This window comes from Allofrancisella inopinata (assembly GCF_012222965.1).
Classification (GTDB): domain Bacteria; phylum Pseudomonadota; class Gammaproteobacteria; order Francisellales; family Francisellaceae; genus Francisella; species Francisella inopinata.
Genome location: NZ_CP038241.1, coordinates 872,672 through 888,220 on the forward strand (window position 1 = coordinate 872,672; position 15,549 = coordinate 888,220).

Sequence of the window (15,549 nt, forward strand, 5' to 3'; positions counted from 1 at the left end):
GGAATGTTTTCATATGAATAAATTATTAAGTCACACAGGTAACTATCCTGTTTCTAGAGAAATAATGCATATATCTAACTTTTGGTTGATAGACGAAAAACAAGCTGTAACCGAGTTAGTTAAAAAGGCTGAAATGTCAAGTGTTCAAAAAGCTAAAGTTCGAGAAGCTGCTTATGATTTAGTAGCCAAAGTTAGAAAAAATAGGCTTAAAAAATCTGGTATAGATGCTTTCATGATTGAATATGATTTATCTTCAGAAGAAGGTATTGTACTTATGTGTTTAGCTGAAGCACTACTAAGAGTTCCAGATACTTACACTATAGATTTGTTAATCAAAGATAAACTTACAAGTGTTGCTTGGAAAGAGCATGTTGGTATGGAAAAGCATTTGTTTGTTAACGCAGCAACTTGGAGTTTGATACTTACAGGTAAAATTTTAAAAGATACTAAAAAATCTTTTCGTAGGGTGTTTCAAAATTTTGTTAAAAAAACTAGTGAGCCTGTAATTCGTCAAGCTATGAAACAAGCTATGAAGATAGTTGGTAAACAGTATGTTCTTGGGGAAACAATAGAGGAAGCTTTAAAAATTTCTCAAATTAAGGTTGAAAAGGGTTATACCTACTCATTTGATATGCTTGGTGAAGCTGCTATGACTATGGAAGATGCTCAATATTACTATCAGCAATATTTATATGCTATTGATCAATTAGCAAAATATGCTAAATATGAAGAAATTAAGAAAAATCCTGGTATTTCAGTAAAATTATCTGCTTTACATCCGCGTTACGAAGTAGCTAAGCATGAGAGAGTTCATACTGAGCTTTATCCAAAGCTACTTAAACTTACAGAACTAGCTAAAAAATACAATGTAGGTATGAATATTGATGCAGAAGAAACAGAACGGTTACAAATATCATTAGAGCTGGTTGAAAGGCTAGCTCATGAGCCTTCATTAGAGGGCTTTAACGGTATCGGTATTGTAGTGCAAGCCTACCAAAAACGTGCTCCGTATGTACTGGATTATTTAGCTAGTTTAGCTAAGAAAACTAATAGGAGATTTATGGTTAGGCTTGTGAAAGGAGCATACTGGGATGCTGAGATTAAACATGCACAAGAGCAAAGTTTAGAAGGTTATCCAGTATTTACACGTAAATATCATACAGATGTGTCTTATCAAGCATGTGTTAAACAGCTTTTTGAAAACCATAAGTATATTTATCCACAATTTGCGACACACAACGCTCAAACTGTAGCTATAGTTTTAGAGTTGTCTAACGGCAATAAAGACTATGAGTTTCAGTGTTTACATGGTATGGGTGACGCTTTATATGACAATATTGTTGGTCATGTAGAATACCAAGATATTCCTTGTAGAATATATGCACCAGTTGGTGGGCATAAGCATTTATTAGCTTATTTAGTAAGAAGGCTACTTGAAAATGGTGCAAATAGCTCCTTTGTAAATAGGATTGTAGATGAAAATTTGCCTATAGAAGAGTTGATAGAGGATCCGGTTAAAAAAGCTATAAATCATGGCTGTGGACAGCATCCAAATATCCCATATCCAAAAGATATTGTAGCTCCTAGACTTAATTCAAAAGGTTATAATATTAATGATTTTGCAGTGTTAGATAATATATATAAAGAAATTGAAAAATATAATTCTAAAAACTCTTATAAAGCTAAACCAATAGTGTCAGGTATAAAAGAGTTAGATGATAATTATGAGGACGTTATAAACCCGAACACTAATGAAGCTATAGGATACGTAATAAATGCTGATGCAAAAATTGCTAAAAAGGCGCTTAAAAATGCTAATGAAGTTTTTGAGCAGTGGAACGATACACCAGCTTCCCAAAGGGCTGTCATTTTAGAAAAATTCGCTCATTTATTAGAGAAAAATGTCAATGAGTTTATAGCTATAGCTATGATTGAAGCTGGAAAAACTCTAAGTAATGCTATAGATGAAGTTAGAGAAGCGGTTGATTTTTGTCGTTATTATGCAGCCCAAGCTAGAGAGGAGTTTAGTGGCGCAATTCAGCTACCAGCATTATCGGAAAACCTAAAGCAAATTGAGTTTAGTGGTAGAGGTCCTATGGTTTGTATAAGTCCTTGGAATTTCCCACTAGCTATTTTTTTAGGGCAAATTACAGCTTGTTTAGCAGCTGGTAATACTGTGGTGGCAAAACCTGCTGAACAAACACCTATAATTGCCTATAAGGCTATTAAACTTTTGTTTAAAGCTGGACTGCCTAAAAAAGTTTTACAATTTGTACCAGGTGCTGGTGAGATGGTTGGTAGCGCTTTGGTTAAAAGTCCTATTTGTAAAGGAGTTATTTTTACAGGCTCAACTGAAGTAGCAGCTATTATAAACCAAACTTTAGCAAGTAAAGACAGCGAGATAGTACCTTTTATAGCGGAAACTGGTGGTCAAAATGCTATGATTGTTGATTCATCATCTTTACCCGAGCAGGTTACTGCAGATGTTATTAAGTCAGCTTTTGATAGTGCTGGCCAAAGATGCTCTGCTTTGCGTGTATTATGTCTACAGGAGGATATAGCTGATAACTATATAAAAATGATAGTTGGAGCTATGAAAGAACTTAAGGTTGGTGACTCTAAATATATAGATACAGACGTTGGTCCAGTTATAGACAAAGAAGCTGCTGATAGCCTTAATGCATATATTGAAGAGAAAAAGTCTAAATTTAAGTTAGTATACCAATTACCAACCAACGAAAATACTCAAAAAGGCACATTTGTAATGCCAGTAGCTTTTGAGGTAAATAAACTATCAGATTTAGGTAGAGAACAGTTTGGTCCTGTTTTACACATCCTTAGATTTAAGGCAAATCAACTTTCTCAACTTATAAAAGACATTAATTCTACAGGGTATGGTCTAACAGCAGGCGTACATAGTAGGATAAACGAAGTTATGAACTATGTTAAAAACCATATTAAAGCTGGTAATGTTTACGTTAATAGAAATATAGTTGGTGCTATTGTAGGGGTGCAACCATTTGGCGGTCAAGGAAAATCAGGTACAGGTCCTAAAGCAGGCGGACCTTTTTATATGCATAGGCTAGCAAATGAAAAATTATCTGGTGTAGGAGCTATTGAAGAAGTTTATAACCCTGAAAAAATAGCTACAGATGAGAAGCTAACTAGCAAGTATATAAAAAATAGGCACACCATTACTAGTATCGTCAATGGAGATGCTCCTCGTAAAAATAGCTTTAATGATTTAAAAGACACCAATGGTACGACAATCGGTAAAGTTTTCCAGGCAACAGTAGATGTTGTAGATAAAGCGATTGAGATTGCTTATTCTGAAGCTGACCAGTGGAATAATATAAATGCTGAAATAAGAGCAGATTTTATAGAGAAGTTCTTGAGTTTATTGGAGAAAGAACGTTATATGATTGCTGCTAGTTTGGTAACTGAATCAAAAATATCAGTAGAAGAGGCCCACATTCAAATAGATAAAACTATTCAACAAGTAGCATATTATTGTTTACAAGCTAAAAAAGAGCTTGCTCATCCTAAGCGGTTACCAGGGCCTACTGGTGAGATTGATGAGCTAAGCTTAAAAGGACGTGGTGTTGTTGTAAGCATGTGCTCAAGTGATGATGCTCTTATAAGGTTTGTAGGTCAGGCTACTGCTGCTATGCTTGCTGGTAATACTGTAATAGCAAAACCGGCGTATACAGGAAGTCTTACAGCCTATAATGTTGTTAAATTAATGTTAAAAATAGGTATAAGTCCGAAAGTTATACAATTAGTTTTATCAGATACAGAAGAAGTAACTTCAGCATTATTATTTAATAGTAAAGTATCACTAGTAGCTTTTTCTGGTAGTGTATCTGCCGTAAAACAAGTTCATCAAGCTTTGGCACTGCGTAGAGGAGCAATTATACCTTTTGTAGCTGAAAGTGTTACTAAAAATGGCAGATGTACTAAGCTTGCTATAGAAACAGCGTCGCCACTTTATTTACGTAGGTTTGTGGTAGAAAAAACTGTAAGTGTTGATACTACAGCTTCAGGCGGTAATGCATCTTTAATGAGTTTAGAGGAATAAAATTTATTGTAAACTAAAAAAAATAGTGCTAAGTTTAATTTTATAATACTTATTTATTTGAGCATTGAGTTGGTGGTAAATCTAAACTTAATAATAAGGAAGTGATATGAAGATTGATGCTGATAGTTCTAAAAAGATGTCGTTGGTGAGTGCTGTTTTGATAGGTGCAACTAGTATGGTTGGCTCAGGTTGGCTGTTTAGTGCTCAGTTGACTGTGAAAAATGCTGGTAATTGGGCTTTTTTAGCATGGGTGTTAGCAGCAGGTATTGTATTGTTAATAGCATTGTGCTTAAGCAAAGTTGTTTCAATGTACCCTGTGCGAGGCGCTACGACCAGGTCTAGCGCTATTTCTCACAACAGTATCTTCGCCATGCCATTTGCATTTGCAAACTGGTTTGGAATCGTTGTAGTTATTTCTACCGAAGCATTAGCTACTACTCAATATCTTGCTGGAGTAAAGAGTATGACCTGGCTTATGACAGATAATGCACTTACCTTTCCAGGAGAGCTTTTTGCTTTATTTATTCTAGCATTATATCTATTAGTTAATTTTTATGGAGTTAAACTCTTATCTAAAGTTAATAATGCTATTACAGTTTTTAAGATGTTTGTACCAGTTCTTATTGTAATAATATTTATAATATATGCTGTTACACATAGCAATGAGCATCTTAGTATGTTTTCTTCAGAGATTCCTAACAATAGCAATTATGGATTTTCTAACGCTTTAACTGCTATTGTTGCAGGTGGTTTGATATATTCTTTTAATGGTTTTCAAACAGTAGTAGCTTATGCCAGTGAAGTTAAGAATCCTAGTAGAAACGTACCTCTAGCTATTATAATAGCATTAATTCTGGTATTGGCTTTATATACAGCTTTACAGTACGCTTTTATGCAAGCAGTGCCACATGCTTATTTGGTAGAAAAAGGCGGTTGGTCAGGTTTAGATTTTGAGTCGCCATTGTTGCAGTTGGCTACTATGTTGGGGTTAGGTTATATAGCTTTTTTATTGATCGCTGATAGTATTTTAAGCCCATCTGCGACAGGTTATAGCTATCTAGGGGCATCTTCTAGGATGCTTTATGCGATGTCTTCTGAAGGGCAAATGCCGAGATACTTTGCAAAAATAACTCCAAAAGTTAATGTCTCTAGAAGATCATTGCTTGCTAATTTTTGCTTATCAGCAATATTTTTATTATTTTCAGAGAATTGGGCGGGCTTAATGATAATTGTAACAGGCCTTCATATAATAGGTTATATGGCTGCCCCAATTAGTATGGGCGCTTTAGCACCACGTACACGATTATTTGGTCTTGTAGTGTTTGTACTTTTGACTTTACTTTTAAATACCATTGAGGTTCAAACAAATATTAATATGAGTATAGTATTAGTAATATTAATGGCTCTATATGGAAGTATTGAATACAAAAGAGTAGGTTTTAAAAAATTGGCATATCTAATTCTTCCATTTATAATATTTTTAGCTATTGTTGCACCGCTTGATAACTATCTATTAGAAGGTTTTATTGGAGCTATATTTTATTGGATAGTAACAGACAAACGTTATGTGACTTTTTGTAAAACAACTGCTAATGAGAAAAACATTATTGTTGATTAATATAAGTTAATTTGCCATAAAGTACTATATTATTAACCATGTTGTTGATATTTATAAGCATTTTGTTTTATAACAGTATTATACCATATCAAAGGATTAAATTAGTCATACACTCCTTTGTGATAAATGTACCAATTTATGTTGGTATTGGTATTATAAATAAATTGGCTATAGCTATATAAATTTTTTGCTCTTATAATATTGTTTTAGTTTTATTAAATTAGATTCATTCACATGAAAAAAAATACTAAATGGATTCTTGCTATTTTATGCTTAGGGTATTTTATAGATTTTTATGATTTAACTGTAATGAGCGTTTCTTATGTAGATTTGTTCAAAGAGCAGTTTGGTATTTTAAATTCAACATCTATACAGCAGATGTATTATCTAACCAATAATGTGCAAATGGCCGGTATATTAATAGGGGCAATATTATTTGGTATATTAGCAGATAGATTTGGCAGGATTACAGTAATTAAATATAGTATACTGCTTTATTCTGTTACTACTATATTGTCGATATTTGTTAGTAGTATCTATGTTTTTTTATCCTTAAGATTTTTGGCTTACTTAGGATTAGCTAGTGAGTTTGCTGTATCTACAGTACTTATAGTTGAATTTTTCCCACCTAAATTAGCTGCTTGGGGAATGAGTCTCTTGTATATACTAGGAGTTCTCGGGGGTATTGTAGCAACACTTTTTGGAGTTTTTTCTTACAAATTTATGTTTATATTTGGAGGGGTTGCTGGTTTAGGAATATATGCTGTTAGGAAAGTATTAGAAGAATCTCCACATTTTATACATTTATATGCATCTGATAAATTTAAAAATGCTGGTAACATATTTTTCTTGTTCAAAAATTATAGTAAACCTTTACTGTTAAACTTTTTAATAACAATACCATATTTTTTCGTAATAACAGTTATGTTTGCTTTAGTAAGGTTTATCTCTTCTGAGATTGATTTTGCTACCTTAGTAAAAGTATTTTTATTTGGCTTTTTTACAGGGAATATTATAAGTTGTATTTTAAGCGGTATTTACAACCAGTTTTTTAAAACTCCAAACTTATTTTTTATAATAAACATAATTATTTTTTTACTAAGCATATTTATATATAGTTATATATCTTCAGCTACAATATTTTTCTATGGAGTAGTTATAGGCTTAATAGGAGGTGGTTATAATATAATGTGGGCCCAATACGCTGCTGGAGAATTTCCCACAGAAGTCAGATCTCTCTCTTGTAACATGATTTTTGCATTGGGTCGGACTAGTAGTATCTTTTTTGGTATGGTATTTGCATGTTGGATCACAGATGAAAATACTTTTAGAAGTAATATAAATGCTATGGCGGTAGCTATAGCGTTTATGGTGTTATTGATAATATTTATTTATAAGAGAAAACGCATTCTATAAGTAAGGAACTGTCATTAAATAAGTTACACATTCTATTTGACTGTATAGTTTATTTATTTTTAGTCTTTAAAAGAGTGTTTATTTTAGAGAGATACAAATGTCTAATAAAATTTTGTTTGGGATAACTGGTAGTGTATCTGCTTTTAAAGCTATTAATCTTATACGTTTATTTATAAAAAGTGGTTACGAATGTAAGAGTATTATCACAAAAGGTGGTTTAGAATTTATTAAACCAGAGCTTTTAGTTGCTTTAGGTTGTCAAGTTTATACCGATTGCAATTTAGATATGTATTCGTATGAGCAAAGTATGGCTCATATAAATTTATCACGTTGGGCTGATAAAATAATAATTGTACCTGCATCTGCTAATTCGGTAGCTAAATTCGCTGCTGGTTTTGCTAGTGACTTGTTAAGTCAGTGTATTCTTGCAAATAATGATTACTCTAAAGTTTATATAGCTCCAGCTATGAATGTAAATATGTGGCAAAACAAACTTACGCAAGAAAATGTATCGAAATTACAAAGTTTAGGCTTTAATATAATTTCGCCAGACCAAGGAGAACAAGCTTGTGGTGATATAGGATACGGTAGGTTACATGAACCTGAACGATTATTTGAGCTACTAACAGGATCGCAAGATTTTAAAGATAAAAAAGTATTACTAACAGTTGGTGCTACAGTTGAGGATATAGATGGTGTTCGGTATTTGTCTAACTATAGTTCTGGAAAAATGGGTTTTGAGCTAATCAAAGAACTTTTACATAGAGGAGCGCAAGTTACTGTTTTAAAAGCTAAAACAACTATAGATTTTAGTATTAGTCATACTAACTTAAAGATAGTTGAGACACTTAGTGCTGATAGTATGAATATAGCTATGTTAGAGCTAGCAAAAGACAAAGATATATTTATAGGGTGTGCAGCAGTAGCTGATTATAAAATAAAACAACAATTTGAGCATAAAATAAAAAAAAGTGATAATACTTTAACTTTAGAATTTATAAAAAACCCTGATATCTTGGCTAATTGTAAAAACCATTATCCAGGAATATTTGCAATAGGATTTGCAGCAGAGTCACAAAATATAGTAGAGTATGCTAAAGCGAAGCTAGAAAAGAAGAATTTAGATATGGTGATCGCTAATAATATCTCTGTACTAGGCCAAGATAGTAATAGTATAACTATTTTTTCTAAGATGAACGATGATAGTTTCGAATTTAGAAATAAACATAAGCAAGAAATAGCTAGAGATATTTTAAATACAATAAAGGAAATACAAAGTTAGAAAGTACTAATATGTGTTGGAATTGGTATTAGACCTTTTTATAAGCTTTTAAATCTTCTTAGAGCCTCATCTCTAGATACTTTAAGGTCAACTATAGGCTTTGGATAAGTTTCACCTAGCGTAATTTTGGCTTCTTTTAACATAGCTTCACTAGCTTCCCATGGTTGTGCTAAATATTTATCTGGCAGATTTTTTAACTCTGGTACATATTTACGGATATAATAATGAGCTTTAAATTTTTCTGCCTGCAAAACTGGGTTAAATATCCTAAAATAAGGAGCAGCATCAAGTCCACAGCCAGCAACCCATTGCCAATTAGCATTATTACTAGCGAAATCTGCATCAAAAAGGGTATCAAAAAACCATTTCTCGCCTTCTTTCCAATGTATTAAGCAATTTTTAATTAAAAAACTAGCAGTTATCATACGTATACGATTATGCATATAGCCAGTTTGCCAAAGCTCTCTCATTCCAGCATCTACTATAGGGATGCCAGTTTGCCCCTGTTGCCATTTTTTTAGTAGGTTTTGGTCACTTTGCCACTCAAATTTATTAAATTTGGAGTTGATATTTTTATGATCTAAATCAGGGTAGTAATAAGCTTGGTAATAACAAAAGTCACGCCAGACTAGTTCTTTTATAAAATGTTCTTCATTTTTTCCTAGTGAATCTAGATTTTGTATAGCATTATAAAGCTGATTTGGTGAGATTTCACCAAAATGTAAATAGGGTGATAAGTTTGATGTTGCATCTGTATCCATATAATCACGGGCTACTTTGTAGTCTTTAACTTTTTCATCTAAAAATTGCTCCAATATATTTATAGCCGCTTCTTCGCCTACATTCCATTGTTTAATAATCTCTTGCCAAGAGTGTCTTGGTTCTAATAGCTCAAGAGAAGCTATATCATTTGAATTGTTTAATTTCTTAAGATTGTTAAATTTTGGTTTTGCAATATTGGAGCTATATTTTCTAATTTTTATTAGCTCTTTATAAAAAGGTGTATAAACCTTATAATGCGAGTTATCTGACTTTACACACTTCCATGGCTCTATAAGTAGACTACCGTTAAAACTTTTTACGTTTATATTTTGTTCCTGGAGAAATTGCTTAATTTGTGTATCCCTATCTATACTATATTTGTCATAGCACCGATTCCAATAAAATTCAGTTATATTATGTTCTTTAACAAGACTTTTTACAATTTCAAGAGGATTACCTTTGTAGATATTTAGCTTGTTATAGAGAGAAGTATTTAGTTTTGTTAATGAGTGATGCAACCATAGTTTACTTGCTCCACCAATAGGATATTTTTCATCATATATGTATATAGTTATAGTTTCATCAGCTTGGCTTGCATGATTAAGAGCTGGATTATCAGACAAACGTAAGTCTTGTCTAAACCAATGAATAGCAACTTTTTTCATAATTCTTGAGTAGTATTTTACATAGCATTTCAACATGAGCTTGAGAGTCATTTAAACATGGTATTAAAGTAAATTTTTCTCCGCCATTTTTTATAAAATTTTGCTTTTCAGTAATAGCAAGTTCTTCTAAGGTTTCTAAGCAATCAACACTAAATCCTGGAGCTATTAGAACAACTTTTTTATTTTGCTTGGCAAGTTCTTCTAGCTTTACTGTAGTATATGGCTCTAACCATTTTTTAGGCCCAAATCGAGATTGGAAAGATAGCTCAAAATCTACATTTGAATATTCAGTTGCTAAAGATTCTTTAACTAAACGATAAGTTTTATGACAGTGGCAGTAATATGGATCCCCTTTGTTAACATACTCTTGTGGTAAACCATGAAATGAGAATAAAATTATATCTGGTATGTAGCTTAATTCTTGCAGGTGTTGTCTAACTTGTTGATTAATAGCTTTAATATAATATTTATTATCATAATAAGGTTTTATACCTTTTATAGTTGGTTGCCAACGAAGTTTAGTTAAAAGCTTATATACCTCGTCATAGACTGTAGCTGTAGTTGTAGCAGAGTACTGCGGATATAGTGGAAATATGGATATCTCAATAGCACCTTGTTCCTGTAGGCTTTTAATCTTAGTTTTAATACTAGGATTACCGTATCTCATAGCATAATCAACAGTATAGCCTTTTAACTTTTCATTTAGTTTTTTAGCTAGGTTTTCTGTATATAGTAGTAAAGGTGACTTGTTATGTTCCTTGTTCCAAACTTGGTTATAGCTATGAACATTCTTTTTGGAGCGAATAGGTAGGATTATAAGGTTTAAAATTAACTTCCATAAAATAGGATTTGCTTCTATAACTCTCCGATCAGATAAAAATTCTCTAAGGTATTTTTTGATAGATTTTGTGTCATAATAGTCAGGAGTTCCTAGATTAATTAAGAGAATGGCTTTTTTATTGTATTTCCCATTATATTTTTGCATTTGTTTGATTAGGTATGAGTTTGCCTAGAAATTATTTTAACAAAAAATGTTTCTCTAAGAGTTAAATTTTTTTCATATAAGTAGCAAACAGGTTATAATGGAAAGTAGGCTAATAAGGTCTTTATAGGGAGATGTAACTATGAAAAAGTTAATTTTGGTTTTAATAGGACTTATAATCTCTATGGTTGGTTATTCATATGTGAGATACGCCGGACCAAACATGTATGATGGTCCAGAGGTTAAAGAAGAACGTGCTGAAGGTGCTGCATATGTGCCACCAGATAGAGAGTTTATAAACTCTAGATATGGCGAATATATAGATAACAGAGAGACTGAATTTAGTCCATCAGATGATGCAAACAGACTTTTTTGGTCTTATAGTCAGCCATAATTCTTTATAAACATTATAATTTTGTTGCAATTCAACTATTTTTTAAAAATAGTTTTCACTTATCAATTTTTCCTACGTTTTTAAATAAAAAACTATTATACTAAAGTAATTTATTGCTATTTGTGATACTACTAGTGAGAATACAAAAAGGCTTTTCTTTAATCGAATTAATAGTCGTGATAGCTATAATTGCTATTATTGCGGCTATAGCGGTGCCACTATATTCAAACTATCAAGTCAAAGCAAAGCTTTCTAAAGCAGATATTGCAGCTCGAACCTATATTAATGAAATTACTCACTATACATATGAAACGGGAGTAATCCCTGTTCAAGATTCTGATCTTTGGGGATGTGTTGAGCTAAATAAAGATAACGTTACACAAGTATGTAAAGAGAGAATTGACTCGCAAAACGCGGTTATAAAAGTTTATGTTGAGCAAAGTTTAATACCTGATGTTGAAGACCCATACTATCAATATAATTTAACCTTGTCTCAGTAAAATAAAAGCTAGAGAGGATTATACCTATGAACATTAAAAAATTAGCAATCATTATGGGGAGCATTCTTTTAAGTATGTCATTATTGAATGCTACAATTATTGAAATAACTAAAACAGCAGGAAATATTCCAAGCAATATGGTTCCTGGGGTATCAAATAATAATGAAACAAGTGCCGGTGATACTCCTTCAAGTATAGCTGCAACTAGAGATAGTTTAATAGAATCAGGAGCCATTAAACAGACATCGATTAATGACAAATCAATGTTTAATACACAAACGAGTTATTCTGCAGCTAATGGAGCAGGGTTTGAGTGGGTTGGTACACCTGATGAGGGTCATGTTGAAATAGCAACTCCTTCTGGAGAGGTTATCGCTTTTACTCCAGGTAGTTCAAGTTATGCATATAGCTGGGGAGATCGTTATTTTATGAAAGATTCAGAAGGTAATTCTTATGCTATGGATTTTTTTGATAGTGGTAATGTTAGTTTTTACTCCTATACTCAAGGAAAGACAATGTATGCTTCATCTTCTGATACTTTTTTAAAAGATGATTCTCCTCAGTCATTTAAAGATATGTTTGTTTCACTTGGGAAAGTTGAAGAGTAGATATTCATTTTTTAATAACAACCATCTTTATTTAGAGCTAATACCAATACCAACATAAATTGGTACATTTATCACAAAGGAGTTTATGACTAATTTAAGTTTTTGATGTGCAGGCAATAGCAGTGGCTATTGGCAAATATCAAAGGATTAAATTAGGTATGAAATACAAAGTTAGAAAGTACTAATATGTGTTGGTATTGGTATAATATCAGTAACAGTAGCCACACTACCATACTTACTAGTCCCTAAATAGAATTTACTTAGGTTGGCGATTATTAAGTATTTTCATTATTGATATGCTATAAAACTTTCGCTCACATATTTGCTACTTAAGGAAAAAATATTTTATGATATATTGTTTTAGAAACTTATAAAAGGTGCAGTTGTAAATTAATATATTTAGTATTAGAATATATTTAGTATTATTTTAAAGCATGAAATTTTAAGCCTAAAAAAATGCAACAGTGGCACCAATTACAATTTGAGATAAAATCTAATTTTTTTGATCTTGTTGAAGATTATCTTTTTAATAATGAGGTTGGATCTGTAACTAAGATTGATAAGCCAAATGATATTGTTAATGTTATAGTGTTATACGAAAATCATCATAATATAGATATGATAATAGCTACTCTTGAAAAAGAGTTTGAAAACGTGTTAGAAAGTCAGATTAATTATGAAGTTATCAAAGATCAACAATGGGAAGCTGCCTGGTTATATGACTATGAGCCAATTAGGATTGGTAAAAATATTATAGTATATCCAAACTGGCGTGAGCCGCCTAAAGACGATAAAGCTACATATATAATAGTTGATCCAAGTATTGCTTTTGGCTGTGGTAACCATGAAACCACTAAAATGTGTCTTGAATGGTTAGAAAAGCATGTAACTAAAGATTCTCTTGTTTTAGATTATGGTTGTGGTACAGGTATACTTACTATTGGAGCAATTAAATTAGGTGCTAGTTATGCTGAAGGTATAGATATAGATCCTAACTCTATTGAATCTTCACAGAAAAATGCTAAAGAAAACGGTGTTGTTGATAAGACACATTTTAGTGATAAGCCACCAACACAAGAATTTGATCTGATTGTAGCAAATATTTTTTCAAATATATTAATAAGTTTAGTTGAAAATATAGCTGGTAGTCTAAAACAAGGTGGAAAACTTGCTCTATCTGGAATCATAGAAAATCAAGTTGAAGAAGTCCAGGAAGTATTTGTTAAGCATGGTATAACTTTTAACTCACCTAAGCAGATGGGGCAGTGGTTTTTATTAGATGGTATAAAAGATGGGCTTAAAAATAGCTAATATTGAAATAGAAAATAATGTTGCACTTGCACCAGTGGCAGGGTTTTGTAATAGTGTTTTTGCCAGTTTGTAAAACATTGACATCAACAAAAAAAAGACCTATAATTATGCTCGATTTACTCGCATAGCTCAGTTGGTTAGAGTACTACCTTGACATGGTAGGGGTCACTGGTTCGAATCCAGTTGCGAGTACCACAGACAGTGATTTAATTTACTATAAATTACCTACAGTAAATTTTCTTTTATTTCTAGTTTATTTTCTGAGCAGTTGTTTTGTCCTTACACTTATTACACCGCAAAGCATTGCATAAAAGGCATTAACTAATACTGGCACTATATAACCAAATATTATAAAAAATATAGCATCAATATGAATAACTACTTCTGATGAAGACACTTGTAGATATGATTGAGCCCAAGTTATAAATTCTTCACTAAAAAACAAAGTAGGAGCTACTTGGATTTTAGTTGTAAAAACTATGTTACATAAAGCTCCTACAAAAATTCCTGGATCAGTTATCAGATTAGTATAATCAAGGTTGCTTATTTTAAATGACTTATAATATACAATTTGTAAATGGTTGTATTCGCATAATATGAATACTGCAAAAAAAACTACTATATAAATCCTGAAATTTATAGGTGGTAGTTTATTTATTAGATAAAGTTTAATAACTAATAATACTATGATTGTAGCTATGAAAGCACTACTAAAAAATATTGCGTTTATATAAGAGCACAATATCAATATAAACGAGCAGAAAACCATCCAGTTAAAAATTTTCCATACCTTAGGTTTTAGATAATTTTCAGCATTAATATCTAATTGATCTCTATCTTTAGTCATTGTAATTAAATGTTTTATTAACAAATTTGTAATTATGGACTTTTAAAAATTATTTTAAAAGATTATAGTATACAAAAATATCAAAAATAATTAAAACTATGAAAAAAGCTATAACTATATTATTAGTAGGGATAATTTGTTGGGGTAGTGTATCTGCTATGGGAAGGCACAATACACCTTCGTTAGATCAATATAGAACAAAGATTACCAATATTGATCAAGAAATTATTAGGCTAATAGCCCAAAGAGAACAAATAGTAAAACAAGTAGGTAAATATAAGAAAAAACATAACTTAGCTGTATATGACCCAGACAGAGAAGCAAAACTTAAAAAAACTCATGAAGCTATAGCTTTGCAGTATGATGTTTCGCCTGAGCTTGTAAATAATGTCTTTGATGTGATAATCTCAAACTCCAGAGATTTAGAGAAAAAAGTTTAAAAGCATATAATAAAAAAAGGAAAATATAATGAACAGCATTTATGATTTTAAATTAACAGCAAACGACGGCTCAGACTTTTACCTACCTAAGGATAAGGTTTTATTAGTGGTGAATGTAGCTAGTAAATGTGGCTTTACAAAGCAATATAAAGGTTTACAGTATTTGTATGAAAAATACCCTGATTTAGAGGTTATAGCCTTTCCTTGTAATTCATTCGGTGGCCAAGAACCAGGAACTGATGCTGAGATTAAAGATTTTTGTGAAACTAACTATAATGTAACGTTTCCAATTATGAAAAAAACAAACGTTAATGGTAAAGACGCAGAACCATTGTTTGTGTATTTAAAAGAACATGCTAAAGGTGTGCTTGGTACAGAAAGAATAAAATGGAACTTTACAAAATTTCTTATAAGTAAAGGTGGTGAAACTATAGAGAGATTTGCACCTAAGGATATGCCGGAAGATCTTATTCCAGATATTGAAAATTTTATAAAAGACTAATTTTTTTATTCAGCACTAAATTCTTTTAGAAATTATAAAATAGTAATCTCTTGTAATTTTGGTAAACTGGCTCATAGGGATATACAAATTTATTCCTACAAATACACCATTATTTACTCTATTATATTCAATAAAGCTCTAAAT

At 31.6% G+C, this 15,549-nt stretch carries 13 protein-coding genes, 1 tRNA gene and 1 pseudogene; 12 read left to right on the forward strand and 3 right to left on the reverse strand.

The window, feature by feature from the left end; all coding sequences use genetic code 11:
• Positions 1-13 precede the first annotated feature (13 nt).
• From putA to coaBC, 4 genes are all read left to right on the forward strand, one after another.
• Entirely contained in the window at positions 14-4,078 is a 4,065-nt protein-coding gene (putA, locus tag E4K63_RS03930) for a bifunctional proline dehydrogenase/L-glutamate gamma-semialdehyde dehydrogenase PutA (RefSeq protein WP_133941762.1), read from the forward strand.
• A 106-nt stretch (positions 4,079-4,184) separates the two neighbouring features.
• The gene (locus tag E4K63_RS03935) at positions 4,185-5,696 is read left to right on the forward strand and encodes an APC family permease (RefSeq protein WP_133941764.1); all 1,512 of its coding nucleotides are present in this window, start codon (positions 4,185-4,187) and stop codon (positions 5,694-5,696) included.
• Between the two features lie 234 nt (positions 5,697-5,930).
• On the forward strand, positions 5,931-7,112 hold the full coding sequence (locus tag E4K63_RS03940) for an MFS transporter (RefSeq protein WP_133941766.1): 1,182 nt from the start codon (positions 5,931-5,933) through the stop codon (positions 7,110-7,112).
• Positions 7,113-7,209: 97 nt separating this feature from the next.
• Positions 7,210-8,394 (forward strand): bifunctional phosphopantothenoylcysteine decarboxylase/phosphopantothenate--cysteine ligase CoaBC, encoded by a 1,185-nt coding sequence (coaBC, locus tag E4K63_RS03945; RefSeq protein WP_133941768.1) that lies wholly within the window; start codon positions 7,210-7,212, stop codon positions 8,392-8,394.
• Between the two features lie 38 nt (positions 8,395-8,432).
• Here the strand turns inward: coaBC and E4K63_RS03950 are convergent, their stop codons facing one another.
• Entirely contained in the window at positions 8,433-9,824 is a 1,392-nt protein-coding gene (locus E4K63_RS03950) for a cryptochrome/photolyase family protein (RefSeq protein ID WP_133941860.1), read from the reverse strand.
• Positions 9,793-10,806, reverse strand: coding sequence for a ferrochelatase (gene hemH / locus E4K63_RS03955; protein ID WP_133941770.1), 1,014 nt, complete (start codon positions 10,804-10,806; stop codon positions 9,793-9,795). Before hemH ends, E4K63_RS03950 begins: the two co-directional genes overlap by 32 nt.
• A gap of 139 nt (positions 10,807-10,945) precedes the next feature.
• Between hemH and E4K63_RS03960 the strand changes: the two genes are divergently transcribed.
• From E4K63_RS03960 to E4K63_RS03985, 6 genes and pseudogenes are all read left to right on the forward strand, one after another.
• Positions 10,946-11,197: a hypothetical protein gene (locus tag E4K63_RS03960; protein WP_133941771.1), complete on the forward strand. Its 252-nt coding sequence runs from the start codon at positions 10,946-10,948 to the stop codon at positions 11,195-11,197.
• Between the two features lie 122 nt (positions 11,198-11,319).
• Positions 11,320-11,697, forward strand: a complete 378-nt coding sequence (locus tag E4K63_RS03965; RefSeq protein WP_280525935.1) for a prepilin-type N-terminal cleavage/methylation domain-containing protein — start codon at positions 11,320-11,322, stop codon at positions 11,695-11,697.
• 26 nt (positions 11,698-11,723) lie between these two features.
• Positions 11,724-12,305 carry a hypothetical protein gene (locus E4K63_RS03970; RefSeq protein ID WP_133941776.1) on the forward strand — a complete coding sequence of 194 codons (582 nt, stop codon included), beginning with the start codon at positions 11,724-11,726 and terminating at the stop codon, positions 12,303-12,305.
• A 456-nt stretch (positions 12,306-12,761) separates the two neighbouring features.
• On the forward strand, positions 12,762-13,616 hold the full coding sequence (prmA, locus tag E4K63_RS03975; RefSeq protein WP_133941778.1) for a 50S ribosomal protein L11 methyltransferase: 855 nt from the start codon (positions 12,762-12,764) through the stop codon (positions 13,614-13,616).
• Positions 13,597-13,686 (forward strand): annotated as a pseudogene (locus E4K63_RS08215) (tRNA dihydrouridine synthase DusB); the annotation flags it as partial. The gene prmA and the pseudogene E4K63_RS08215, both read left to right, overlap by 20 nt.
• 48 nt (positions 13,687-13,734) lie before the next feature.
• A tRNA-Val gene (locus E4K63_RS03985) sits at positions 13,735-13,811 on the forward strand.
• Positions 13,812-13,869: 58 nt separating this feature from the next.
• On the opposite strand, the gene E4K63_RS08220 is transcribed toward E4K63_RS03985, so the two are convergent.
• Positions 13,870-14,463, reverse strand: coding sequence for a hypothetical protein (locus tag E4K63_RS08220; protein WP_243830484.1), 594 nt, complete (start codon positions 14,461-14,463; stop codon positions 13,870-13,872).
• 98 nt (positions 14,464-14,561) lie between these two features.
• Here E4K63_RS08220 and E4K63_RS03995 point away from each other — a divergent pair, with 98 nt between their 5' ends.
• On the forward strand, positions 14,562-14,903 hold the full coding sequence (locus tag E4K63_RS03995) for a chorismate mutase (protein ID WP_133941780.1): 342 nt from the start codon (positions 14,562-14,564) through the stop codon (positions 14,901-14,903).
• 28 nt (positions 14,904-14,931) lie between these two features.
• Positions 14,932-15,405: a glutathione peroxidase gene (locus tag E4K63_RS04000; RefSeq protein WP_133941782.1), complete on the forward strand. Its 474-nt coding sequence runs from the start codon at positions 14,932-14,934 to the stop codon at positions 15,403-15,405.
• The last annotated feature ends 144 nt before the right edge of the window (positions 15,406-15,549 follow it).

Excerpts from the sequence above, each read along its gene's own strand:
- putA (WP_133941762.1), top strand. The coding sequence starts at position 14 with ATGAATAAATTATTAAGTCACACAGGTAACTATCCTGTTTCTAGAGAA.
- E4K63_RS03935 (WP_133941764.1), top strand. The coding sequence starts at position 4,185 with ATGAAGATTGATGCTGATAGTTCTAAAAAGATGTCGTTGGTGAGTGCT.
- E4K63_RS03940 (WP_133941766.1), top strand. The coding sequence starts at position 5,931 with ATGAAAAAAAATACTAAATGGATTCTTGCTATTTTATGCTTAGGGTAT.
- coaBC (WP_133941768.1), top strand. The coding sequence starts at position 7,210 with ATGTCTAATAAAATTTTGTTTGGGATAACTGGTAGTGTATCTGCTTTT.
- hemH (WP_133941770.1), bottom strand. The coding sequence starts at position 10,806 with ATGCAAAAATATAATGGGAAATACAATAAAAAAGCCATTCTCTTAATT.
- E4K63_RS03960 (WP_133941771.1), top strand. The coding sequence starts at position 10,946 with ATGAAAAAGTTAATTTTGGTTTTAATAGGACTTATAATCTCTATGGTT.
- E4K63_RS03970 (WP_133941776.1), top strand. The coding sequence starts at position 11,724 with ATGAACATTAAAAAATTAGCAATCATTATGGGGAGCATTCTTTTAAGT.
- prmA (WP_133941778.1), top strand. The coding sequence starts at position 12,762 with ATGCAACAGTGGCACCAATTACAATTTGAGATAAAATCTAATTTTTTT.
- E4K63_RS08220 (WP_243830484.1), bottom strand. The coding sequence starts at position 14,463 with ATGACTAAAGATAGAGATCAATTAGATATTAATGCTGAAAATTATCTA.
- E4K63_RS03995 (WP_133941780.1), top strand. The coding sequence starts at position 14,562 with ATGAAAAAAGCTATAACTATATTATTAGTAGGGATAATTTGTTGGGGT.
- E4K63_RS04000 (WP_133941782.1), top strand. The coding sequence starts at position 14,932 with ATGAACAGCATTTATGATTTTAAATTAACAGCAAACGACGGCTCAGAC.